At 75.8% G+C, this 24,045-nt stretch carries 13 protein-coding genes; 7 read left to right on the top strand and 6 right to left on the bottom strand.

The window, feature by feature from the left end; genetic code table 11:
• The first annotated feature begins 43 nt into the window (after positions 1 to 43).
• Complete coding sequence (locus ABT369_RS20920) at positions 44 to 778, top strand: SDR family oxidoreductase (RefSeq protein WP_350614097.1); 735 nt, start codon at positions 44 to 46, stop codon at positions 776 to 778.
• Between the two features lie 53 nt (positions 779 to 831).
• On the opposite strand, the gene ABT369_RS20925 is transcribed toward ABT369_RS20920, so the two are convergent.
• Complete coding sequence (locus ABT369_RS20925; protein WP_350614098.1) at positions 832 to 1,548, bottom strand: phytanoyl-CoA dioxygenase family protein; 717 nt, start codon at positions 1,546 to 1,548, stop codon at positions 832 to 834.
• A gap of 338 nt (positions 1,549 to 1,886) precedes the next feature.
• On the opposite strand from ABT369_RS20925, the gene ABT369_RS20930 reads away from it, so the two are divergent.
• The 4 genes from ABT369_RS20930 to ABT369_RS20945 are packed head-to-tail and all read left to right on the top strand — an operon-like array spanning position 1,887 to position 6,970.
• The gene (locus ABT369_RS20930) at positions 1,887 to 2,618 is read left to right on the top strand and encodes a phytanoyl-CoA dioxygenase family protein (protein WP_350614099.1); all 732 of its coding nucleotides are present in this window, start codon (positions 1,887 to 1,889) and stop codon (positions 2,616 to 2,618) included.
• Between the two features lie 4 nt (positions 2,619 to 2,622).
• Complete coding sequence (locus ABT369_RS20935) at positions 2,623 to 3,882, top strand: MupA/Atu3671 family FMN-dependent luciferase-like monooxygenase (RefSeq protein WP_350614100.1); 1,260 nt, start codon at positions 2,623 to 2,625, stop codon at positions 3,880 to 3,882.
• Positions 3,879 to 6,038 (top strand): penicillin acylase family protein, encoded by a 2,160-nt coding sequence (locus ABT369_RS20940; protein WP_350614102.1) that lies wholly within the window; start codon positions 3,879 to 3,881, stop codon positions 6,036 to 6,038. The genes ABT369_RS20935 and ABT369_RS20940 overlap by 4 nt, the downstream gene beginning before the upstream one ends.
• Complete coding sequence (locus tag ABT369_RS20945; protein WP_350614103.1) at positions 6,035 to 6,970, top strand: TIGR03621 family F420-dependent LLM class oxidoreductase; 936 nt, start codon at positions 6,035 to 6,037, stop codon at positions 6,968 to 6,970. The genes ABT369_RS20940 and ABT369_RS20945 overlap by 4 nt, the downstream gene beginning before the upstream one ends.
• A 12-nt stretch (positions 6,971 to 6,982) precedes the next feature.
• Here the strand turns inward: ABT369_RS20945 and ABT369_RS20950 are convergent, their stop codons facing one another.
• From ABT369_RS20950 to ABT369_RS20970, 5 genes are all read right to left on the bottom strand, one after another.
• Positions 6,983 to 8,773: a 1-deoxy-D-xylulose-5-phosphate synthase gene (locus ABT369_RS20950; RefSeq protein ID WP_350614104.1), complete on the bottom strand. Its 1,791-nt coding sequence runs from the start codon at positions 8,771 to 8,773 to the stop codon at positions 6,983 to 6,985.
• Complete coding sequence (locus tag ABT369_RS20955) at positions 8,770 to 13,296, bottom strand: type I polyketide synthase (RefSeq protein WP_350614105.1); 4,527 nt, start codon at positions 13,294 to 13,296, stop codon at positions 8,770 to 8,772. Before ABT369_RS20955 ends, ABT369_RS20950 begins: the two co-directional genes overlap by 4 nt.
• The gene (locus ABT369_RS20960; protein WP_350614107.1) at positions 13,293 to 18,566 is read right to left on the bottom strand and encodes a non-ribosomal peptide synthetase; all 5,274 of its coding nucleotides are present in this window, start codon (positions 18,564 to 18,566) and stop codon (positions 13,293 to 13,295) included. The genes ABT369_RS20955 and ABT369_RS20960 overlap by 4 nt, the downstream gene beginning before the upstream one ends.
• 117 nt (positions 18,567 to 18,683) lie before the next feature.
• The gene (locus ABT369_RS20965) at positions 18,684 to 19,421 is read right to left on the bottom strand and encodes a thioesterase II family protein (RefSeq protein ID WP_350614109.1); all 738 of its coding nucleotides are present in this window, start codon (positions 19,419 to 19,421) and stop codon (positions 18,684 to 18,686) included.
• A gap of 3 nt (positions 19,422 to 19,424) precedes the next feature.
• Entirely contained in the window at positions 19,425 to 20,567 is a 1,143-nt protein-coding gene (locus ABT369_RS20970) for a phosphotransferase (protein WP_350614110.1), read from the bottom strand.
• A gap of 371 nt (positions 20,568 to 20,938) precedes the next feature.
• On the opposite strand from ABT369_RS20970, the gene ABT369_RS20975 reads away from it, so the two are divergent.
• Positions 20,939 to 22,687 (top strand): AMP-binding protein, encoded by a 1,749-nt coding sequence (locus ABT369_RS20975; protein ID WP_350614112.1) that lies wholly within the window; start codon positions 20,939 to 20,941, stop codon positions 22,685 to 22,687.
• Complete coding sequence (locus ABT369_RS20980; RefSeq protein WP_350614113.1) at positions 22,684 to 24,024, top strand: condensation domain-containing protein; 1,341 nt, start codon at positions 22,684 to 22,686, stop codon at positions 24,022 to 24,024. Before ABT369_RS20975 ends, ABT369_RS20980 begins: the two co-directional genes overlap by 4 nt.
• Positions 24,025 to 24,045: the final 21 nt, after the last annotated feature.

A 24,045-nucleotide genomic window follows, 5' to 3' on the forward strand; every position in this document is an offset into this window, starting at 1 on the left:
CTCGTCGATGATCACCGAACCCTGGCGAAACGGGAGGCATGCGATGGGTGTGTTGGACGGCAGGCGGGTGCTCGTCACCGGCGGGTCGGCCGGCCTGGGTGCCGCCGTCGCCCGGCGGGTGGCGGCCGACGGCGGGCGGGTCGCGGTGCTCGGCCGGGACGCCGACCGCCTCGAGGCGATCGCCAAGGAGCTCGACGCGGTCACCGTCGCCGCGGACCTCACCGACGGACCGGCCGCCGGGGCGGCCGTCGACACCGCGGCCGAACGACTCGGCGGCCTCGACGCGCTGGTCAACAACGCGGGCACGTTCCGGCTCGGCCTCGTCCGCGACGGCGAGCCGTCCGACTGGGCGGACATGGTCCAGGTCAACGTGCTCGGCCTGCTCGCCGTGACCCAGGCCGCGGTCAAGCACCTCGAGGCCGGCCGGGCGCCGCAGATCGTCAACGTCAGCTCGATGGGCGGCCGCCGGGTGGCCCAGCCCGCCCAGGGCGTCTACGCCGCGACGAAGCACGCCGTGCACGCGCTCACCGAGAGCCTGCGCCGGGAGCTGTACAGCTCCGGCATCCGCGTCACCGTGATCGCGCCCGGCTTCGTGCACACCAACCTCGGCGCCTACATCCGCGACCCCGACGTGCGGGCCAACATGGAGCACGGCCAGCTGCACCAGGGCCTCGACCCGGCGGACGTGGCGGCGCAGATCGCGCACGTCCTGTCCGCCCCGCCGGACGTGCACCACGTCGAGATCGCCCTCATCTCGACGCGCCAGCCCCCGGGCTGACCGCCCGCGACGTCCGCAACGCCCCGGGCGCCCGGGGCGTCGCGGCCCGCCGGCTATCGCGTGGCGGGCTCCAGGGTGTACGTCAGGGCCATCGCCAGCCGCGGACGCTCGGAGGCGTTGCCGTCGCTGCCGTGCACCATCATGTCGTGGTGCAGCGCGCCGGAGCCGCTACTCAGCTCGGCGACGAACGGGTCGGGCATCGCCGCGACGAGGTGCGGCGCGATCGCGCGGAAGAACTCGTCGCCCTCGACGCCGCCGTGCTCGACCAGGCCGTCGTGGTGGGAGCCGATCCAGTACTTGAGCGCGCCGTTGTCGGCGGTCGCGTCGTCGAGGCCCAGCCACAGGTTGACGCCGACGATCGGGCGGCCGACGTAGTACACGCCGTCCTGGTGCACCAGCGACGGGCTGCCGACCCGGGCCGGCTTGTGGAACGTCTCCATCGAGGCGAAGGTCGCCGTGCGCCCGGTGACCCGCTCCACGATGTCCTTGAGGTCCGCGCGCGCCGCGAAGTCCGTGAAGAACGGGTCGACCCGCTCCAGGAAGTACATGCCGCGCAGGGTGCCGTCGGCCTCGCGGCGGGCCCAGTCCTCGGGCAGCGCCGGCAGCAGCCACTTGGCGTACCGGGCGATGTTGCCGCGCACCTCGGCGACCTCCTCGGCGCTGAGGACGTCCCGCATCAGCACCACGCCGTCGCGCTCGTACGACTCGGGCAGCGCCGCCTCGTCCGTGTCGTGCAGTCGCAGCTCGTGCTGCGCGGCCGTCGATCCCATCCAGCCCACTCCCTCTCGCCGTTGCCGAACGATGCCGATGACAAAACGAGGTCCGTCGATGACGAACACGGCGGGGCCCGGCGTCCCCGCGCGCCGCGTCCCGATTCTTGCCCGGCACGACCGACGCCTGCAAGAGCGCAGATTCATTGATCGTAATGCGGCTCCAGGGCGTGACGGCAGCGACATCCTTGGATAGGGTGACGCCACGGCCCGCGCCGACGCGGGCCGTTCCGCCGTGCCGTGCATGAGACCGGCGCCGCGACACGCATGCTGCGTGGCACGGGGAGCACCAACGGGGCACTGGGATGCACCTCACCATACGGGGAGCCGGAGGGCGCATGACCGAGACAACGATCCAGCACTGGCGCGACACCGACCTCGACGACGCCGCGCGCCGGTTCGTCGAGGACGGAGCACTGTTCGCCGGGCAGGTCCTGACGCAGGACGAGCTCGCCGAGGTCCGCCATCATCTCGACCGCTATGCGAAGTACGTGATCCCCCGCCTGCCGGAGGAGATCGTGCGCAAGACCGTCCGCATCGAGGAGGACGGCGTCTCGGTGCGCAGCGCGTACTTCATGGACCAGATCGACGAGTGGTTCGCGGAGTTCGGCAACCGCGAGGACTTCAAGGACCTGCTGCGCCGCGTCACCGGCTGGGAGCCCGAGCTCTACGTCGTGGAGACGTTCAACAAGCCGGCCGGCATCGGCTCGGCCGCCTCGGCGCACCAGGACTGCGCGTTCCTGCCGCTGGAGCCGATGGACGTGGTCCACCTGTGGATCGCCATCGACGACGCCACCATCGAGAACGGCGCCCTGCGGTACTGGATGGGCAGCCACCGCGGCGGCCTGCGCGAGCACATCCCGGCGCAGTGGGGCCAGCAGGTCGGCCACGAGTTCGTCGGCGACTCCGGCGAGGCGACCGTCATGGAGGTGCCGGCCGGCTCCGCGGCCATCCACAGCGGACTGATCATCCACGACAGCCCGCCGAACACGTCGTCGAAGCGGCGCCTCGGGCTGCTGTGCGGCTACCGCGGCGCGCACACCCGCTACCTGACCGAGAACGCCGGGTGAGCCGGTGACCTCCGCCGACAACGAGCAGCTGCGGGCGCGGCTGGCCCAGCTCACCCCGCAGCAGCGCGTCGAGCTGCAGCGGCGCCTGCGCGAGACCCGCCCCGCCGGGGCGAGCACGCCGGCGCCCGCGCCGACGCCGGCGCCACGGGACGGTTCGCGGGCGCCTCGATTCAGCCTGTTCTTCTTCTCCTCCGACGCGCAGCACCCGGCCGCCGCGACGTACGACCTGGTGCGCCGCTGCGCCGCGTTCGCCGACGAGCACGGCTTCCACGCGGTGTGGATGCCGGAGCGGCACTACGACCCGTTCGGCGGGCCCTACCCGGACCCGGCCGTGCTCGCCGCCGCCATCGCCGCGACCACCCGGCGCCTGCGCATCCGCGCGGGCAGCGTGGTGCTGCCGCTGCACGACCCGCTGCAGGTCGCCGAGCGCTGGGCGATGGTCGACAACCTCTCCGGCGGGCGGGTCGACATCTCGCTCGCCTCCGGCTGGCACCCGCAGGACTTCGTCGTCTCGCCCGGGACCTTCGAGCCGCGCAAGCAGGTGCTCGCCGAGCGCCTGACCCAGCTGCGCACCCTGTGGGCGGGCGGCACGCTCGAGCGGACCGACGGCGCCGGGACGACCGTGTCCGTCGCCGCCTACCCGCGGCCCGTCCAGACCTCGCTCGACGTGTGGCTCACCAGCTCCAGCAACCCCGCGACGTGGCGCACGGCCGCGCGAATGGGCACCAACGTGCTGACCGCGCTGCTGGAGCAGAGCGTCGAGGAGCTCGCGGAGAAGGCCGCCGTCTACCGCGAGGCCCGCGAGGCCGAGGGCCTGGCGCCGGACGCGGGCGAGATCACCGTCATGCTGCACACCCTGGTCGGCACCGACGTCGACGCGGTGCGCCGCCTGGCCCGCGAGCCGCTGCAGCGCTACCTGCGCTCGCACGTCGACCTGTTCGAGAAGCTGGTCCGCAGCCGCGGCCTCGACATCAACCTGGACCAGGTCACCGAGCAGGACAAGCAGACCCTGGTCGAGATGGCCTTCGAGCGGTACTTCACCACCAACGGCCTGTTCGGCACCCCCGAGACGGCCCTGGAACGCGTCCGGGCGCTGGTCGCCGCGGGCGCGACCGAGATCGCCTGCCTGGTCGACTTCGGCGTCGGGCACGACGCGGTCGTCGAGCACCTCGTCCACCTGCGCCGCCTCGCCGATCTGGCGACCGCCGAGTTCGACGCCGGTCTCGAAGCCGCTGCGCCGGCCACTGTGCCGGCCGCGGTGTGAGCGGCGGCTCCGACGGCGAGGTCCGGGTCAGCACCGACGGCAAGGGTGTGCCGGTCGTGCACGGCCCGGACCGCGTGGCGGTCGCCCGCGGCCTGGGCTGGGTGACCGCCCGGGACCGGCTGTTCCAGCTCGACCTGTTCCGCCGCCGCGCGACCGGCCGCCTCGCCGAGGTCTTCGGCCCTGGTCTGCTGGCCCACGACACCGCCCAGCGCACCCTCGGCATCCGCATCGCCGCCGAGCGCGCCCTGCGGGACCTGCCGCCGGAGCAGCGCGCCCTCGTCGAGGCGTACACCCGCGGCGTGAACGAACGGCTCGGCTCCCTGCCGGACCGGCCGGACCTGCCGGTCGAGTTCGCGGTCACCGGCGCCGCGCCCGAGCCGTGGCGCCCCGAGGACTGCACCGCGGTGGCGCTGCTCCTCGCGCAGATGCTCGGCGGCGACGGCGCGGAGCACCGCATGCGCGCCGTGATGGAGGCCGCCCTGCCCGCCGCGGTCGTGTCGTTCCTGCTGCCGGAGCGGGGCCCCTACGACATCGGCATCGACGGCCGCCCGGCGCCGCCACCGGACCCGCCGGACCCGGCCCTGCTCGCGACGCTGGCCGGCATCGCCCGTGCGACCCGGCCCGACCCGAGCGCCGCGCCGGTCGTCGGCGCGGACGAGTCGCCGTTCGGCTCCAATGCCTGGGCGGTCTCGGGACGCCGGACCGCCGACGGCCGGGCCGTGCTGGCCAACGACATGCACCTGCCGCTGACGGCGCCACCGCTGCTGTATCGCGTGTCGCTGCGCTACCCGGGCCACGAGGTCGACGGTCTCGTGGTGCCCGGCGTCCCGGCGGTGATCGCGGGCTCGACGGGCCGGATCGCGTGGGGCGCCACCCGGCTCACCGCCGACAACGCCCGCCTGGTGCCGATCGGCGACGACGAGCCGCTGACCGTCCGCACGGAGCGCATCGAGGTCCGCGGCGGCGAACCGGTCGAGATCGGCGTCCGGGAGTCCCGCTTCGGCCCGGTGTACGGGCCCTCGCTCCTCGGCCGCCCGGTGGCGCTGCGATGGCGGCCGCTGGAGCCGGGCGGGCTGGACCTCGGCCTGGCGGACCTCGCCGAGGCGGCCACCGCCGAGGAGGCCTGCGACGTCGCGAACCGGGCCGCCGGGCCGCCGCTGAACATCGTGGTCGCCGACGCGGACGGCCGGGTCGCCTGGACGGTGACCGGCAGCTTCCCCGGCGCGGCGCGGCTGCCGCGGCTCGTGGACCCGCCCGGCGGTCTCGTCGTGGTCGCCAACAACCTCACGCCGCAGCACGCCGCCGCCGGGCACGTGGCGGCCAACGGGTTCAGCGCCTGCCGGGCGCGGCGGATCGTGACGCTGCTGGAGACCGGGGAGCCGCTCGCCGAGGCGGACCTCGCCGCCGTGCAGCTCGACACCGACGCCGGATTCTTCGCGTTCTACCGCGACCTGGTCCGCGCGGCGGTACGCGAGGCCGGTGACACCCCGCCGGCCCTGTCGGACGCCCTCGATGCGGTCGAGGCGTGGGACGGCACCGCCGGTGCCGGGGCGCGCGGGCTGGGCCTGCTGATCCTGCTGCGGGAGAACCTGCGCGAGTCGCTGTTCGCGGCGCTGCTGCAGCCGTGCCGGGCGCTCGAACCGGGGTTCCGCTACACCTGGTTCGACCACGAGCTGCCGCTGCGGGCCCTGCTGCGGGCCGAGCCCGCGGTCGTGCCGGCGCCGTACCGGACCCGGGCCCGGTTCGTCCTCGGGCAGCTGGAGCTGTCGGCCGCCATGCTGCGGGTCGCGGCCGGGGCCGAGCGGGTCGCCGACGTCGCGTGGGGAGCGCTGAACCGTACCGGCGCGCGGCACCCGCTCTCGCCGCTGTTGCCCGACCTGGCCGCCATGCTCGACCTGCCCGACGCCGCGCTGCCCGGCTGCGCCGAGTCGGTGCACGCCGCGCACACCGGCTTCGGCCCGGCGATGCGGCTCGTGGCCTCGCCCGGCCGTCCCGGCGACGCGATCCTGCACCTGCCGGGCGGGCAGTCCGGCGATCCCCGGCACCCGAACTACGCCGACCAGTTCGACGACTGGCTGCGGGGGCGGCCGGCACCGCTGCTCCCCGGCGAACCGCGCGACGACGTGGTCCTCACGCATCTTCAGGAGGCTCGATGACCCAGCCGTTCACGTTCTCCGTCGCGACCGGCGGCGAGACCTCCGGCGGACCCTCCAGCAAGGCCTGGCTGGAGCTGGCCCGGTCCGTCGAGGGCCTGGGCTACGACGCGCTGTACCTCAACGACCACGTCGAGCAGCCGCTCGCGGCGCTGCCCGCCCTCGCCGCCGCGGCGGCGGTGACCACGACGCTGCGGCTCGGCCCGCGGGTCGCCAACAACGACGTGCGCTCGCCGGTGCTGCTCGCCCACGAGATCGCCACCCTCGACGTGCTCAGCGACGGACGGGCCGAGCTCGGCCTCGGCGCCGGCTGGCGGGCCGAGGACCACCGCGCGGCCGGTATCCGCTTCGACGACGGCCCGCGGCGCGCCGCCCGCTTCGCCGAGAGCGTCGCCGTCGTCGACCGGCTGCTGCGCGGCGAGCCGCTGTCGTACACCGGCGCGCACTACACCGTCGAGCTCACCGAGCCCTTCGTCACCGTCCAGCGGCCCCGGATCCCGCTCACCGTCGGCGCCGGCGGCCCGCGCCTGCTGCGCCTCGCCGCCGAGCACGCCGACACGGTCAGCCTCACCGCCCGCAGCCTCCCCGGGGGCGGCGCCGACGAGGCCGACCTCGACCCGGCCCGCCTCGACGAGAAGGTCGCCGTGGTACGCGCCGCCGCGGCCGCGCACGGGCGCAGCCCCCGCCTGCACCACGTCGTCTGGGAGTGCATGATCACCCCGCAGCCCGGCCCGCTCCTGGAGATGTACGCGGGCGCGATGGGCATCACCGTCGCCCAGCTGCGCGCGCAGCCGAGCCTCATCATCGGCTCGGTCGAGTCGGTCACCGAGGACCTCCTGGCCCGCCGGGAACGCTGGGGGCTGTCCTCGGTGTCGGTACCGCACACCGCCCTGCAGCACTTCGCCCCGGTCGTCGCCGCCCTCGCCGGCCGCTGACCGGCCGCCCGCTCAGGAGCGGCCGGCGTCGAGGGCGGCCAGCACCCGGGCGGCGACCGCCTCCGGGTCGAGGCCGCTCGAGGCCCGCAGGGACGGCACGTCGCCGTGCGGGAGGTAGCCCACGGGCACGCCGCAACGGACCACCGGCACGTGGACACCCGCGTCGGAGAGGGTCTCCAGGACGGCGGTCCCGAGGCCGCCGGCCCGGCAGTGGTCCTCGACCGTGACGACGAGCCGGTGCGCCGCGGCGACCTCGGCCAGGCGGTCGTCGACCGGGTGCAGCCAGCGGGCGTTGGCCCGGGAGACCCGAAGGCCCGCGTCCGCGAGGCGCTCGGCGGCGGCGGCCGACACCGCGGTCATCTCCCCCGCCGCGACGAGCAGCACGTCGCCGGAGGTGCCGTCCCACGCCCAGTGCGGGGCGGGCAGCTCCCCCGGACCCGCGCCGGGCCGGCCCTCGGGGAGGTTGCGGTGGTAGCGCACCAGGGTCGGGCCGGGGCGCTCGACCGCGGCCCGCAGCAGCGCCGTCATCTCGGCCGCGTCGGACGGGGTGGCGACCGCGGCGCCCGGGACGTGGCGCAGCAGCGCCACGTCCAGGAGCCCGTGGTGCGACGGCCCGTCGCCGCCGGTGATCCCGGCCCGGTCGGCGACGAAGACGACCGGCAGGTCGTGCAGGCCCACGTCGAACAGCAACTGGTCGAAGGCGCGGCCGAGGAACGTCGCGTGGATCGCCACGACCGGCCGCATGCCCGCCATCGCGAGGCCCGCGGCGAGCGTCACCGCGTGCTGCTCGGCGATGCCGACGTCGAGGATCCGCCCCGGGTACCGCTGCGTGAACGGGTCCAGCCCGGACGCGCTCGTCATCGCCGCGGCCACCACGACCACCCGATCGTCGGCGGCGGCGAGCTCGCACAGGGTCTCGTTGAGCACGTCACCGGCGGGGCGCCGGCCGGCCGGTCCGGCCGCGGCGGTGCCCGTGTCGGCGTCGAACGGGCCGACGCCGTGCAGATGGTCGACCTGGTCGCGCTCGGCCGGCGCGTAGCCCTCGCCCTTGCGCGTGACGACGTGCACGATCACCGGGCCGGTGGTGTCCCGGGCGGTGCTCAGGACCCGCTCGGTCGCGGCGACGTCGTGCCCGTCGACCGGGCCCAGGTACCGGCAGCCGAGCACGCTGGCCGACCGCTCCCGGCCGCCGGCGCGCAGCTCGGCGAGCAGCTGCGCGACGGCACCGGTGGTGGGTGCGTAGCTGCGGGCGTTGTCGTTGAGCACGACGACGACGTCGAGGCCGCGGTCGACGATGTCGTTGAGCGCCTCCATCGCCATGCCCGCCGTCAGCGCCCCGTCGCCGATGACCGCCACCACCCGCCGCCGCCGTGTCCCGGCGCCGTCCGGGGCGAGGCGGAAGGCGGTGGCGAGGCCCGCCGCGTAGGACAGGGACGTCCCCGCGTGCGAGTTCTCCACCCAGTCGTGCTCGCTCTCCGTGCGGCACGGGTAGCCGGACAGCCCGCCGAGGGCCCGCAGCGACGCGAACCGCTCGGCGCGGCCGGTGACGACCTTGTGGATGTACGACTGGTGGCCGGTGTCCCAGAGCAGGACGTCCTCGGGGCTGTCGAAGACGCGGTGCAGCGCGAACGTCAGCTCGACGACGCCGAGGTTGGGGCCGAGGTGCCCGCCGCGGGCCGCGACGCTGCGCACGACGAGGTCGCGGGCCGCGCGGGCCAGGTGGCCGAGGCGTTCCGGGCCGGCGGCGCGCAGCTCGGCGACGGTCAGGCCGCCGAGGTCGAGTTCCAGGTCGGCGGCGGTCACAGGGCCGGGCCGTCCTGCTGGCCCGCCGGCTCGCGGTCGCCGAGGTCCTGCTGCTCCAGCTCGTTGAGCAGGTCCTCCATCTCCTGCGCGGAGCCGGCGGCGAGCAGCGCCTCGATCTCGCCGTCCTCCACGACGTCGGCGGAGGCCGGGGAGCCGGCGGGAGCCGGGGCGTCGGCGGCGGGCGCGCCGCCGCCGGCCAGGTGCTCGGCGATGGCCGCGGCGAGCGAGGCCGCCGTCGGGTCGCGGAACATGTCCGACATCGGCAGCGAGGTCCGCAGCTTGTCGCGCAGCAGCGAGATGAGCTGCATCGCCATGAGCGAGTCGCCGCCGAGGTCGAAGAAGTTGTCCAGGACGCCGACGCGCTCGATGCCGAGCAGCTGGCCCATCACCTCGACGACGAGCCGCTCGTCCTCGTTGCGGGGCGCGACGTAGACGGTGTCGACGTCGGGCCGGCCGTGCCGCTGCGGCGCGTCGCCGCCGGAGGGCTCCGGGGCGGGCGCGGCCGGGATCGGCTTGCGCGCCGCCGCGACGCGGGTCGCGAGCGGGCCGGTGGAGACCGCGAACGTGCCGGCCGGGCGGTGCAGGGCCGCGTCGATCGTCACGGTCAGCTCGTCGGCGTCGATGGCGTAGCGCTCCCGCTGCCCGCCGAGGGACTGCTCGCCGGGGCGCCGCCAGTGCTCCCAGGCGACCGTGGTCCACCGGGCGGCCCCCTCGGAGCCGGCGCCGCGGGCCGCGGCGAAGGCCTCCGCCCACAGGTTCGTCGCGGCGTACGGCGCGGTGGCCATGCCGCCGAGCGCGGTGACGAGCGACGTGACGAGCAGGCACGCCCCGACCGGCAGGCCGTCGGCGGCCGCGGCGAGGGCGCGCAGCCCGGCGACCCGGGTCCGCAGATGCGGCGCGAGGCTGTCCGCGGTCATCTCGGCCAGGCCCGCGACGCCCTCGGTGGCCGAGGGGCCCGCGGCGAAGAGGACCGCGTCGACGCGTCCGTGCCGGTCGGCGGTGCGGCGCAGCACCTCGCGGACCGCGTGCTCGTCGGCGCAGTCGGCGGTGACGACCTCCACGGTGCCGCCGAGGCCCTCCAGCTCCCGCAGCGCCGCGGCGTCGCCGCTGCGGATGTCGGCCAGCACGACGTTCGCGCCGGCCGTGCCGAGCAGGTGCGCGGCGGCGGTGCGGCCGAAGAAGCCGAGCCCGCCGAGGATCACGTAGGTGCCGCCCGGGCGCGGGGCCGCCGGCGCCCGGTCGTCCGGGCAGGGGGCGTAGGTGCGGGTCCAGCGACGGCCCGCCCGGTACGCCACCAGCTGCGGCGCGCCGTCCGTGGCGAGCTCCGCGGCGAGCGCGTCCACGCCGGCCGCAACCGGGTCGGCGGCGCCGAGGTCGATGCCGCGCGAGCGCAGCTGGGCGTGCTCCTGCTGAGCGAGCAGCGCCACCGTGTGCAGCGCGGCGAGCCCGGGCGAGACCGGGTCGTCGCCGTGGACGTCGAACGCGCCGCTCGTGACGACCACGAGCTCGACGACACCGTCGCCGGCGTGGCGGCGGGCCGCGTCGACGACCGGGGCGAGCGCGGTGAGGCCTTCGAGGTCGGTGCCGGGGTCTGCGGGCAGCAGGACCACCCGGTCGACGCGGTTGCCGCCCGGCTCCGCGAGCCGGGCCGCGAGGGCCGCGGCCGAGGCCACGACGGTGCCGCCCAGCCGCGCGGCGAGCGGGCCGGCGAGTCCGGTACCGCCGTCGAGCAGCAGCACCCGGCCGGGCTCGCGGGCCCCGGTGACCGGCGCGCTCTGGGTCCACACCGGCATGTGCCACCAGCCGTCCGGGGACGGGATGCGCGCGTCGCCGGCGACGGCGGCCGGAGCCGTGGCCGCGGCGGGCGCCTCGGCGAGCGGGGCGACCCAGTGCCGCCGGCGCTCGAACGGGTACGTGGGCAGCGACAGCCGCAGGCGCCGCGTCCCGGCCCACAGCCCGGACCAGTCGACCTCGATGCCGGCCGCCCAGAGCGCGCCGACCGCCGACAGGACGCTCTGCCGGGCGTCGACGCGGTCCTGGGCGCCGGGCACCGGCCGGATCGCCTCGGCCCACGGACCGGCCCCACGGGTGAGCCCGGTGAGCACGCCGCCCGGGCCGGCCTCCAGCAGGACCAGGTCGGCCCGCTCGGCGAGGGTCGCGACGCCGTCGGCGAAGCGGACCGTGCCGCGCACGTGCCGGGCCCAGTAGCCGGGGTCGGTCGCCTCCTGCGGGGTGATCCAGGTGCCGGTGACGTTGGAGATCCACGGCTCGGCCGGCGCCCGCAGCTCGACACCGTCGAGGGCGGCGAGCAGCGCGCCGAGGGCGGGCTCGGTCATGGCCGTGTGGAACGCGTGCGAGACGTGCAGCCGCTGGGCCGGGATGCCGGCGGCGTTGAGCCGCTGCTCGGTGGCGTCGACCGCCTCGGCCGGGCCGCCGACGACGATGACCGCCGGGCCGTTGACCGCGGAGATCTCGGCGCCGTCGGCCAGGTACTGCGCGGCTTCGGCCGGGGCGAGCGGCACCCCGAGCATCGCGCCGCCGGGCAGGGCCGAGAGCGCGGCGCCGCGGGCGACGACGAAGCGCAGGGCGTCGGCGAGGCGGAACGTGCCGCCGACGGTCGCGGCGACGAGCTCGCCGATGCTGTGGCCGAGCATCGCCGCCGGCCGGATGCCCGCGGTCGCGAACAGGCGCACCAGCGCGTACTCGACGACGAACAGCGCGGGCTGGGCGAAGGCGGTGTCGCGCAGCCGGTCCGCCAGGTCGGTCGTGGAACCCTTGGCCAGCAGCAGCTCGCGCAGCCGCGCGGCGAAGTCCGGCTCCAGCGCGGCCAGGCACTCCTCGACCGCGTCGCGGAAGGCGGGCATCGTCTCGTGCAGGGTCCGGGCCATGCCCGGGTACTGGGTGCCCTGCCCCGGGAACAGGAACGCGACCCCGGACGCGGGCGGGTCGGCGCGGTGGGTGAGCACCCGCTTCGACGACGGCGCGTCGAGCGCGTAGGCGGCGTCCTCCACGTCGCGGGCCAGGACGGTGCGCCGGTGCGGCATCGGCCGGCGGCCCATCTGCAGGGTGTACGCGACGTCGGCGAGGTTGGCCGCCGGGTGCTCGCGCAGCCAGCGGGCCAGCCGCGCGGTGGACTCGTGCAGCGCGGTGGACGTGCGCGCGGAGAGCACGAGCAACTGGCCGCGCTCCGCGGGGTCCGAGGGCGCGGGCCGCGGTGGTTCCTCGATGATGACATGCGCATTGGTACCGCCCATGCCCAGCGAGTTGACCGCGGCGAGACGCGGGCCGTCGGAATCCCACTCGGTCAGCGCGTTGTTGACGTAGAACGGGCTGTCGTCGAGGCGCAGCTGCGGGTTCGGGCTGCGGAAGTGCAGCGTCGGCGGGATCAGCCCGTGCCGGACGGTCTGCACCGCCTTGATGAACCCGGCGATGCCGGCGGCCGCGTCGAGGTGGCCGATGTTCGTCTTCACCGAGCCCAGCGCGCAGTACTGGACGCGGTCGGTCCACTGCCGGAAGGCCTGGGTCAGCGCGGCGACCTCGATCGGGTCGCCGAGCGGGGTGGCGGTGCCGTGCGCCTCGACGAACCCGATGTCGGCGGGGTCGACGTCGGCCGCGCGGACCGCACCGGCCGCGGCCTGGGCCTGGCCGAGCACGCTCGGGGCGGTGAAGCTGGCCTTCGTGGCGCCGTCGTTGTTGACGGCGCTGCCCTTGACGACCGCGTAGATGTGGTCGCCGTCGCGCAGCGCGTCCGCGAGGTGCTTGAGCACGACGACCCCGGCGCCGCTGCCGACGACGGACCCGCCCGAGTCGGCGTCGAAGGCGCGGCAGTGCCCGTCCGGCGACGAGGTGCCGCCCGGCTGGTGCAGGTAGCCGCCGCCGACGGGCATCCGGATCGACGAGCCACCGGCCAGGGCCATGTCGCACTCGCCGCTGAGCAGTGCCTGGACCGCGACGTGCACCGCGACGAGCGACGACGAGCACGCGGTCTGCACCACGCAGCTCGGGCCGCGCAGGTCGAGCTTGTACGACACCCGCGAGGTCAGGTACTCCTTGTCGTTGCCGACCATGATCTGCAGGTCGCCGACGACGTCCACGACACCGCCGCCGGCCATGAGGTTCATCGGCAGGTACGTGTTCATGGTGCTGCCGCCGTAGACGCCGATGAGCCCGGCGTAGCGGCGCGGGTCGTAGCCGCTGTCCTCCAGCGCCGCGTGCGCGCACTCGAGGAAGACCCGGTGCTGCGGGTCCATCACCTCGGCCTCGCGGTTGCTGTAGCCGAAGAATGCCGCGTCGAAGTCCTCCGCTCCCTCGAGCACGGCCGATGCCTTCACGTACCGCGGGTTCTCCAGCAGGTGCTCGGGCACGCCACGGGCGCGCAGCTCCTCGTCGCCGTGCATCGCGATGGACTCGATGCCCTCGCGGAGGTTGCGCCAGTACTCGTCCGGGTCCGCGGCACCCGGGAAGCGGCAGCCGATGCCGATCACGGCGATGTCGGCCGGGGAGGTCACCACATGCTCGGTCACTCAGATACTCCTTGCGGACGTGCGGATCGGTCGGCCAGGCCCCGCTGCCGGCCGCGGGCTTGCCGCCGGGCGACCGGCCGGGCCGGTGGCGCGGCATCGGTGCCGTCGCCGCCGGACGAGCCGGGTGCCGCGGCCGGCGCACCGGCCTGCCGGGCGAGCAGCTGCTCGACGTGCTCGGCGAGCAGCCGCACGGTCGGATGTTCGAAGAGCGTGTGCAGCGGAAGCTTGCCGACGCCGACGCGTTCGGAGACCGCCGCGAGCATCGGGACCACCGCGAGGGAGTGCCCGCCGAGCTCGAAGAAGTTGGCGTCCGGGTCGACGCGGTCCAGGCCGAGCTGCTCCTGCCAGGCCCCGGCGACCGCCGATCGCACCCCGCCGTGCCCGGTGACGGCACGTTCCTCGCGGGAGCGGCGCAGCAGGGCGTCCTCGTCGAGCTTGCCGTGCGCGGTCCGGGGCAGTGCCGCGACCCGGATGATCCGCCCCGGCACCATGTAGGCGGGCAGCCGCCGGGCGAGCTCCGCACGGGCGGCCGCGGGGTCGCAGGCGGTGCCGACGACGACGCCGACGATCCGGGCCGGTTCCGCGCCGCGGTCCAGCAGGGCGACCGCGTCCTCGGCGCCGGGGCAGTCGCGCAGCACGGCCTCCACCTCGCCGAGCTCGATCCGGTAGCCGCGGATCTTCACCTGGTGGTCGAGGCGGCCGAGCAGCAGCAGCTCGCCGCCGGTGACGAGGCCGATGTCGCCGGTGCGGTACATGACGCCGGAGCCGGCGACGGGGTCGGGCAGGAACCGGGTCGCGGTCTCGCCGGGACGGTTCAGATAGCCCGCGGCGACGCCGGGGCCACCGATGTACACCTCGCCGACGAGACCGGCCGGAAGGAGCCGGCCGCGCTCGTCGAGGACGTAGACGTCGCTGCGCCCGGTGGCCGCGCCGACCGGCAGGGCACCGTCGGCGGGCGGGCCGCCGTCGGCCCCGGCGATCCGGGCCCGGTCCACGAAGTGCATCGTGCAGTTGATGCTCGCCTCGGTCGGCCCGTACCCGTTGATGATGCCCGTGCCCGGGCCCAGCAGCGGCAGCACGTCGCGGACGGCGGCGGCGGTGAGCATCTCCCCGCCGAGCACCAGCAGCCGCAGCCCGGCGAGCGAGACGCCGTGCGCCACCAGCTCGCGCAGGAACGACGGGGTGGCGAACAGGGTCTCGACCCGGTCGCGGCGCAGGAACGCGCCGAAGGCGTCGGGCGCGTAGCGCTCCGCGGGCTCCGGGACGCACAGCGTGCCGCCGAACAGCACGGTCGTCATGAGCTCCTGCAGCCCGAAGTCGAACGACAGGGCGAGGGTCTGCGCCAGCCGCATCCCCGGGCCGGCACCGAGCCCCTTCACCTGCCAGCGCAGCAGCGGCAGCACCTGCGCCGAGGTGATCGGCACGCCCTTGGGGCGGCCGGTCGTGCCGGACGTGTACACCACGTAGACCACGTCGTCGGCGTCGAGCACGGGACCGCCGTCGCCGGCGGGCTCGGGCTCGGAAGCGGGCTCGGGCGCGTCGGCGCCGGGCAGGGTGACGACGGGACGGGACGCGCCGGCGAGCCGGGCCAGCCGCTCGGCGTGCCCGTCGTGCTCGTCGGCGAGCACGGCGCCCAGGTCGCAGTCGTCCATCATGTACGCGAGGCGCTCGTCCGGGAAGTCGGCGGGCAGCGGCACGATCCCGTAGCCCCTGGACCACGCGGCGAGCATGCCGGTCAGGAACCGCACCGGGTCGGCGAAGCACAGGCCGACCAGCGGGGTGCCGACCGCGGCCGAGGCGCGCACGGCGGGCAGGACGGCGGCGGCCGCGGCCGCCTGTGCGGCGAGCCGGGCGTAGGTCCAGCGTTCCCCCGCCCGGACCACGGCCTCGGCGTCCGGGCGCAGGGCGGCCTGCTCGGCGAAGAGCGCGCCGAGCGCCCGCGGCGGCTCGTCGCCGTCCGGCGCGGGCAGCACCGACATCGGGGGCGCCGCGAGCGCCCCCGGCGGGCCGCCGTGCCAGGCGAGGGGCGCGTGCGGGGCGGTGGCGGCGTGGCGCACCAGGCTCGTGAACAGCTCGGCCAGGAGGGCGCCGGTGGTGTCGTCGAAGACCCGGCCGTCGTAGGCGAACCGGCCCCGCAGCTCGTCCCCGGCGGCGGTGAACGCCACGTCGAGGTCGGCGAGGGGGCGCGGGGTGCCGGCGAGGTACGGCGTGAACCGCTGCGCCCCGGCGGTCACGACCGCGCCGGGCAGGTCCAGCCCGGCGGCGCCGAGGCCGGTGACGCCCGGCTCCGGGTCGTCGAGGAGGTCGAACAGGGCCGGGAACAGCGCCGCGGCGGCCGTGCGGGAGCGGCGCAGGTGCCGGGCGACGACGGCGAGCGGCACCCGGGCCGCGTCCATGCCGTCGAAGAGGGCCTGGCGTGCGGCCCGGACCGCCGCCGCGGGCGTCGTGCCGGGCGGCAGGTGCAGGCGGATCGGCAGGGTGTTCACCAGGTACCCGACCGCGCCACGGCGGCGGCTGCCCTCCCGGGCCGCGAACGGCACCCCGACGGCGATCGTGTCGTTGCCGGTCAGGCCGGTGAGGAACAGCCCGTACAGGCCCAGCAGCACCGCGAACAGCGTGGTCCGCTCGGCCTCGGCGAGCGCGTGCAGCGCGGCCGTGGCCGGGGCGTCGAGCCGCATGGTGACGGCCGCGCCGGGTGCGTCGGTGCCGCCGCGGGGCGCGGGGACCGGCCAGCGCACGTCGGGCAGGTCGCGCAGCCCGGCGGCGAGGCGTTCGGCGAGGGCTTCGGTCCCGGGTGCCCGCAGGTACGCGGCCTCCTCGGCGACGACGGCGGCGAACGCGGCGGGCGGCGGGGGCAGCGCCTCGCCGCGGCAGACCCGCAGGATCTCGTCCATCACGCGGGCGATGGAGTGCAGGTCGGCCACGAGGTGCGAGACCCGCAGCACCAGGACGGGAGCCACGCCGGGCGCGGTGAGGACGGTGCAGCCGAACAGGGGGTCGGCGGCCAGGTCCAGGGGCGTGCCGAGCAGCCGCCGGGTCCGCGCCTCGAGCTCGTCCGGCGCGGCCAGCTCGTGCACGGTGCACCAGGCGGCCTCCCCCGGTTCGCGCACGGTCAGCGTCTGCTCGCCCGGCTCGCCCGCGAACCGGCTGCGCAGCGCGGGATGCCGGGCGACGACGGCGGAGACGGCCCGTGCGAACACGGCCGGTTCGAGGTCCTCGGGCAGCCGTACCGAACGCGCGATGGTGTAGTCGGCGGCGCCGCGCGCGCCGACGGCGCTGAGGAAGGCGAGCGCCCGCTGCCCGACCGTCATGCCCCCGTCGCCGTCCGGGCCGGGCTGGTCCTGCTCGCCGGTGCCGTCCGGGCCGCCGGTGCCGTCCGGGCCGCCGGTGTACCGCGCGAGCTCCCCGGCGAGGGACGCCGGGGTGGCGCCGCCGAGCAGGACCGACAGCGGCACCTCGGCGCCGGTGCGGGTCGCCAGCTCGTCCTGCACCCGCAGCGCGCGCAGCGAGTCCAGGCCGAGCGCGGTCAGCGGGGTGTCGGGGCGCACCGACGCGGCCTGCACGCCGAGGACGGCGGCGATCGCCTCGCCGACGCGCGGGTCGACCGCACCGGTGGCGGCCCCGTCACCGGGCGCCGCTTCGGCGGCGACGGTCAGGACCGGCAGCTCACCCGCGAGGTACCGGCGGCGGCACTCGGACCGGCGGACCTTGCCGCTCGTGGTGCGGGGCACGGCCCTCGGCGGGACCAGGACGACGTGGTCGAGGTGCACGCCGTGGGCCTCGCTCACCGCCGCGCGGATCGTGCCGGTGAGCCGGCCGGTGTCGGCGTCGCCGCGCACGGCCTGCACGAGCACGAGGTCGTCGCCGTCGGTGAAGACCGCGCCGACGCCCGCCGGGAGGCTCGGGTCGGCGGTCTGGGCGGTGGTCTCGATGTCGTTCGGGTGGTGGTTGCGGCCGCGCACGATGATGAGGTCGGTGGCGCGGCCGGTGACGAAGAGCTCGCCGTCGCGGACGAACCCGAGGTCGCCGGTGCGCAGGTAGGTGTGCTCGCCGACGCGGCAGCCGAACGTCGCCCCGGTCTGCTCCGGGCGCTGCCAGTAGCCCGCGGCGACGTTCGGGCCGCGCACGAGCACCTCGCCCTCGACGCCGTCGCCGGCGGGGACGCCGTCGCGCACGACGAGGATCTCGTCGACGCTCCACGGGCCGCACGAGACCACCTCGGTCGGGTGGCCGTCGCCGCGGTCGAACGGCACGATGCGCGGCGCCCGGCCGGGCGCGACGCCGCTGACGAGCAGGGTGGCCTCGGCCATGCCGTAGGAGGGGGCGAACGCGGCGCCGTCGAACCCGCTGCCGGCGAACACCTCGGTGAAGCGGCGCACGGTCGCGGGGCGGACCGGCTCGCTGCCGTCGCAGGCGACCCGCCACGAACGCAGGTCGAGCCCGTCCGGCACCCCGTTCGCGGCGGCGATCTGGGCGCAGAGGTGGTAGGCGAAGTCCGGCGCGGGGCTGATCGTGCCGCCGTACCGGCTGATCGCGCCGAGCCACCGCAGCGGGCGGCGCAGGAACGCGGTGGGCGGCATGAGCACGGCGGTGGCCCCGGCGTAGAGCGGGTGCAGCACGGCGCCGATGAGCCCCATGTCGTGGTAGAACGGCAGCCAGCTGACCACCACGTCGGCGGGGGTGGTGCCGAAGACCCCGGCGATCTGCGCCTCGTTGGCCATGAGGTTGGCGTGGGTCACCATGACGCCCTTCGGGTCGCCGGTGGAGCCCGAGGTGTACTGCAGGAACGCCAGGTCCCGCACATCGGCGGCCGGCGCCTCATCCGTCGGCTCGCAGCCGAGGGCCTCGCCGAGCGGCCGGACCACGGCACCGCTGCCGGCCAGGTCGTCCCCGTCGCCCGGCACGTCGTGCAGCACCAGCGTGGCGCCGGCGTCGGCGATGATGCGGCGCAGGGCCGTGACGTGCGCGGCGGCGGCGCCGGGCGGTGCGACCGGCACCGCGACGCACCCGGCGTGCAGCACGCCGAGGAATGCCGGCAGGAACGTGAGTCGTGGCGGTACCAGCAGGACGACCCGGTCGCCGCGCGCGCAGTGCCGGGCCGTGTAGGCCGAGACGCTGCGGACCTGCCGGTCGAGCTCGCCCCAGGTCAGCGCGCTGGTCTCGGCCTCGCCGTCACCGAGGAACCGGTAGGCGACCGTGTCCGGGCTGCGCTGCGCCGTCTCGCTGAGTAAATCGACAATCGTGCATGCTAAAGCCTCCCCCGAAGGCACGATGCGAAAGCCCCCCTTTGACGTCCGGCTGATAGCGCTCTCTCGCGTGCTATGCGCAGCCTTCCGTGCAGGCCGACCACCTGTCAAGCATCGGCGTATGGAGATGCGTGAGAGGGCTTACCCGGCGGCGGGGGCGGCCAGCAGGCGCAGGACCTCGGCCGGTCGCTCGTGCACGAGGAAATGACCGGCGTCGAAGCGCTGCACCGTGCAGGCGGCCGACGTGAGCGTGGACCACGCCCGCGCGGAGTCCTCGGACAGGTGCGGGTCGTCGACGCCACGCAGGACCGTCACGGGCATGCGCAGGGGCTCCCGGACGCGCGGGACGTAGGTCTCGGTGACCGCGAGATCGGCCCGGATGAGCGGCATGAGCAGGTTGCGCATCTCCTCGCTGGCCAGGATCTCCGGCGGGGTGACGCGCAGCGCCGAGAGCAGCTCCACCACGGTCGAGTCCGGGCTGTCGTGGACGCGGGGCAGCGTCCGCGGCACGTGCGGTGCCGGGTACGACGCGACGAACAGGCGCACCGGCGGCCGGCCGCGCTCGCTGAGCCAGTGCGCCAGCTCGAACGCGACCAGCGCGCCCATGCTGATGCCGAACAGCGAGTACGGGCCGCGCAGGGTGGGCAGGATCGCCGCTCCGGCCTGCTCGGCCATGGCCACCGCCGAGGTCAGCGGCGGCTCCTCGAAGCGCTCCCGGCGGCCGGGCGGCTGCACGGGCACGACGGCGATCCCGGGCGGGGCCTGCCGCCGCCAGGGCCGGTAGATGGCCGCGCTGCCGCCCGCGTACGGCAGGCAGTACACCGGATGGGCGTCCGGCGACCCGGGCGGCAGCGGCAGCCAGGGGTTGACGTCGGGCACGGCCTACGGCTGGGCCGCGGCCGGGAAGAGCTCGGCGGCCAGCGCGCGCGCCTCCGCGGCCCACGCCACCAGCATGCGGAACACGTTGGCCCGCTCCGCGTAGAGACGGTCCGCGTCGACCGCCTGACTGCCGTAGACCTCGTGGTTGTCGCGGGTGGCGCGGGTCAGCATCACCGGGATCAGCCACGTCCACTTGGCCGCCATCACGCACATGCCGAGCCGGACCGCCCGCTCGTCGGCGTCGTACCCGGCGTCGCGCAGGCCCTGCACGTATCCCCGGAAGACGCCCTCGTCGAGCGCGGGCAGCTCATCGGACGGGCGCAGCAGGTCCAGGGCCGTGTCCGACACGAAGTTGCCGATGTCGCCGCCGACCCAGCCCTCGCCCGCGAAGGCCCAGTCGACCAGGACCAGGCGCCCGTCGTGCTCGAAGACGTTGTTGGGCCACAGGTCGTGGTGGCACAGCGTGTGCGGCAGCGCCTCGCCCCAGCTCACGAACTCGTACCGCTCCCGGCACAGCCGCAGCACGTCCTCGCGCAACTGCCCGCCGAAGTGGGTCCGCATGAGGGGGGTGTCCCAGGCGTCGGCGTTCTCGAGCATCTCCCAGTTGATGTCGGGCGACGTCGCGTCCGGGGTGTCGAGGTAGTCGCGCAGAACGTTGCGGCTGAACGGCACCGCCGACTTGCGCCAGGCGTCGTCGACCAGGCAGGTGCCCTGCGCGCGGCCGAGCTGCCGGGCGTGCTCCTCGGTGCGCTGCACGGTCCAGCCGGCCCCGCCGTTGCCGGACACGTCCTGCATCCAGAGGCTGATCTCGCCGCCCCCGCGCCGGAACGCGCCGAGCAGGCCGGGCAGGGCGATCCCCGCGTCGGTGTAGGCCTGCGGCTGGCCGGCCTCGTAGAACAGCGCCTCGCGCTCCCAGAACCGGTAGTTGGCCGGGTCGTGCGAGCCCCGCCAGACCTTGCCGCCGGCGTCGGCCGCGGGCGCGACGACCTTGACGACCGCCCGGGCGTCACCGGCCTGAGCCCGGAAGACTCCGGAGGTCACGCCGATGCGCTGGCCATGCGCGAGCGGGGTGAAACTGACGTCGTCCCGGCCGAGCACGCTACGTGCCTCGGCGGACAGCTCGGCGTCGATCTGAGTATCCGGCAACTCGCCCTCACGGTGACAGCAGGCAACAGAACCGGCACATCGTAACGTAGCGATCCGGTCACCAGTGGCCCCGTTTTCGAAAAAGATTTCCCGGCACGGCACGCCAGCGGAATGATCGAAAATAGACCGGCGATATTGGTACGAGTCTTTGAAGTAAATTCCCGAAGACGGCGGAGTAACACGCAGGCCGCATTGATCGACATTCACGATTCGGCAACAAGGGCTTTACAAGCTGGGCATACGTCATCCAGATGGCCCGCGAAAGGGATACCGGGAATCGCTTTTCGGATTGCCGCCCGTCACCGCGCACACCTAGCGTGATGCGCGTTGTGGCACCACCTCGGAGCAATCTTGAGCGAGAGGAATCATCGGTGACGCAAACCCACGAAGCGGCGCGGTGGACCATTCCCGATCAGCTGCGCCTGCGCGCGGCGCAGCGGCCCGGCGCGGTGGCGCACGAGGTGGCCGGCGGGGTCGCCCTGACCTTCGGCCACTGGGACGCCGCCTCCGACGCCGCCGCCCACGGGCTGGCCGCGCGGGGCGTGACGCCCGGCTCCCGCGTCCTGCTCAACGTCTCCGCACGCCACTGGACCGACTACGCCGTGGCCTGGGCCGGCGTGCTCAAGGCGGGCGCCGTCGCGGTGCCGGTGTCCCCGGCGGCCGGGCGCGAGCAGGCCACGGCGGCCTTCCTCGCGTCCCGCGCGGTGCTCGTCGTCGGCGACAGTGACCTCGTCGACGGGCCGCGGTGCACCGTGGCCGAGCTGATCGTGGACCGGCCGCAGACGCCGCTCGCCGTGCCGGTCTTGCCCGCCGACGACGCCGAGATCATCTACACCTCGGGCACCACCGGGCGGCCCAAGGGCGTCGTCGCCACGCACGAGAACCTGCTGTTCTCCCTGATGCGCTCGCGGGCGCGCGCACCGCGCACCGCGCTGCACGCGCTGCCGCCGGGCACGACCGTCGGCCAGGGCCTGCTCGTGCAGCCGCTCGGCCCCGCACCGCACCGCACGCTCACGCTGCCGCAGTTCGTCCCCGCGGAGGTGCTCGAGGCCATCGACCGGTTCCGGCCGACGGATCTGGTGCTGGTGCCCGCGATGGCGATCGCGCTGGTCACCGCCGGCGCCCGGGGCGACTACGACCTCGGCAGCGTGGAGCAGGTCCGCACCACCAGCGCCCCGATCCACCCGGCGACGCTGCAGGCCCTCGCCGAGCTCTTCCCGGCGGCGCGCATCCGCAACGTCTACTCGACCACCGAGTGCTGGCCGCGCCGGATGGCCACCGACTTCGACCGCGCCCGGCCCCGCTCCCTCGGCCGGCCGGGCGCCGGGTCCGAGGTGCGCATCGTCCTGCCGGACGGCGGCCTGGCCCCGGCGGGCGTGGCCGGCGACGTCCAGCTGCGCAGTGACGCGCCGCAGCGGCGCTACGACGGCGAGACCGCGGAGTCGGCGGTGTTCCTCGACGGCGGCTGGACCCGCACCGGCGACATCGGCCGCGTCGACGCCGACGGCTACTTCTATCTGGTCGACCGCAACCCGGACCTCGTCAACACCGGCGGCCTCAACGTGTCCACATTGGACGTCGAGGCGTCGCTGATGGAGTTTCCGGGCGTCGTGGAGGCCGCCGTGTGCGGCGTGCCCCACCCGGTGCTCACGGAGTGCGTGATGGCCGCGGTCCGGGCCCGGCCCGGCCTCGACCTCGCGGCCCTGCAGGAGTTCGCGCGCGAGCGGCAGGGCGCGGCCGCTCCGCTGCGGATCGTCGTGGTCGAGGACATGCCGCGCAACATGATCGGCAAGGTCGACAAGCGGCAGCTGCGCAAGGACCTGGAGCAGCACGCGGACGCCCGGCCCTACGAGCCGCCGAGCACGCCGACGGAGGTCCGCGCGGCCGAGCTGTGGTCGGTGGCGCTGGACGTCGGTCCGGTCTCCGCGGGCGACGACTTCCTGCAGCTCGGCGGCGCGTCGCTGGCGGCCATGGAGGTGGTCAGCGAGCTGTCGGAGGAGTTCGGGCGGCGGGTCACGGTCCGCGACCTGCTCGACAGCACGAGCCTGCGGGAGTTCGCCGCACGCGTCGACGCCGCCGCCCCGGCCGACGGCGACGAGCTGAGCGGGGTGCCCGCGTGAGCGCGGCGACGACCGGCGCGGTCGCCGGGCCGCCCGCGCCGGCTTCGGCGGTGAGTGCGCCGCTGTCGTACAGCCAGGAGTCCTTCCTGACCGCCGGCGAGTCCGCGGTGAACGTGCCGGCCGTCGTGGAGCTGCCCGGGCCGGCCCCGGCCGAGCGCGTGCGCTGGCTGCTCGACGAGCTGGCGGCGCGCCACGGCGCCCTGCGCACCGTGCTGACCCGCGGGGCCGGTTCCGGCTCGCCGGTCGAGCAGCGGGTCGCGGACGCGGCCCGGCTGGAGCTGACCCGCGAACGCCACGACGGCCGCGCGGGCGAGCTGCTGCCCGGCTGGCTGCTGGCCGGCTCGCAGCGGCCGTTCCGGCTCCTGGACGCTCCCCTGGCCCGCGCCGAGCTGCACGCGGCGGACGACCGGCACGTGCTGGTGCTGTGGCTGCACCATGCCATCAGCGACCTGAGCACGAGTCAGGTGCTCGCCGACGAGGCGGCCCGGCTGTGGCGGGGCGAGCGACTGCCCCGGCCGGTGACCCACATGGCCGACTACGCCCGGCAGGAGCGCGGCGTGCGGCCGACCGCGGCGCAGTGGCGCTACTGGGAGGCGGCCCTGGCCGGGTGCGACGACACGTTCGGCCTGCCGTACCCGGCCGGCCCGCACGCCGGCCACCTCGTCGAGCGCCCGGCGCTGCCCGTGCTGCCGGCCGACGTGGTCGCCGCGCTGCAGCGGCTCGCCGCGGGCGGGCGCACGACGATGACCGCGGTGCTCGCGGCGGCGGCCGTCGCCGCGCACCACGAGTCGGCGCGGGCCGAGCGGGTCGTGATCGGGCTGACCGTCGGCAACCGCGACCAGCCGCACCTGCGCCCGGTGGTCGGGTGCCTCGCCGACCAGCTGCCGCTGGTGGTCGGACTCGGGGGCGGCCCGACCTTCCGCGGCCTGGTCGGCCGGGTCCGGGAGGCGCTGCTGGACGCCTACGAGCACCGGCTGCCGCTGGGGTGCCTGGCCCCGCTGCTGCCGCGGCGGCAGGCACCGGTGTTCGCGGTGAACCTCAACTTCCTGCCGCCGGCCGCGCGGCCGGCCGGGGCCGCACCCGCGGCGCCCGGCGACGAACGGGCCGTGCCCTACGGCATGGTCAAGACCCGGCCCGACGGGTGGTGGCTGGGCGACGCGACCGTCGCCTACCGGCCGCGCATCGACGGCGGCCGGCTCACCGGCGAGGTGGAGGGCGACGGCGAGTTGCACGGCCCCGCGCGGGTGCGCCGGCTCGCCGAGCGGTTCAGCGGCGTGCTGCGGCGGGCCGCCCGGGAGCCGGACCTCGGCCTGGCCGCGCTCGTGGCCGGCTTGTGAGCACCGAAGGGAGATCCCGGT

The sequence above is a fragment of the Dactylosporangium sp. NPDC000244 genome (assembly GCF_040300725.1).
Taxonomy (GTDB): Bacteria; Actinomycetota; Actinomycetes; order Mycobacteriales; family Micromonosporaceae; genus Dactylosporangium.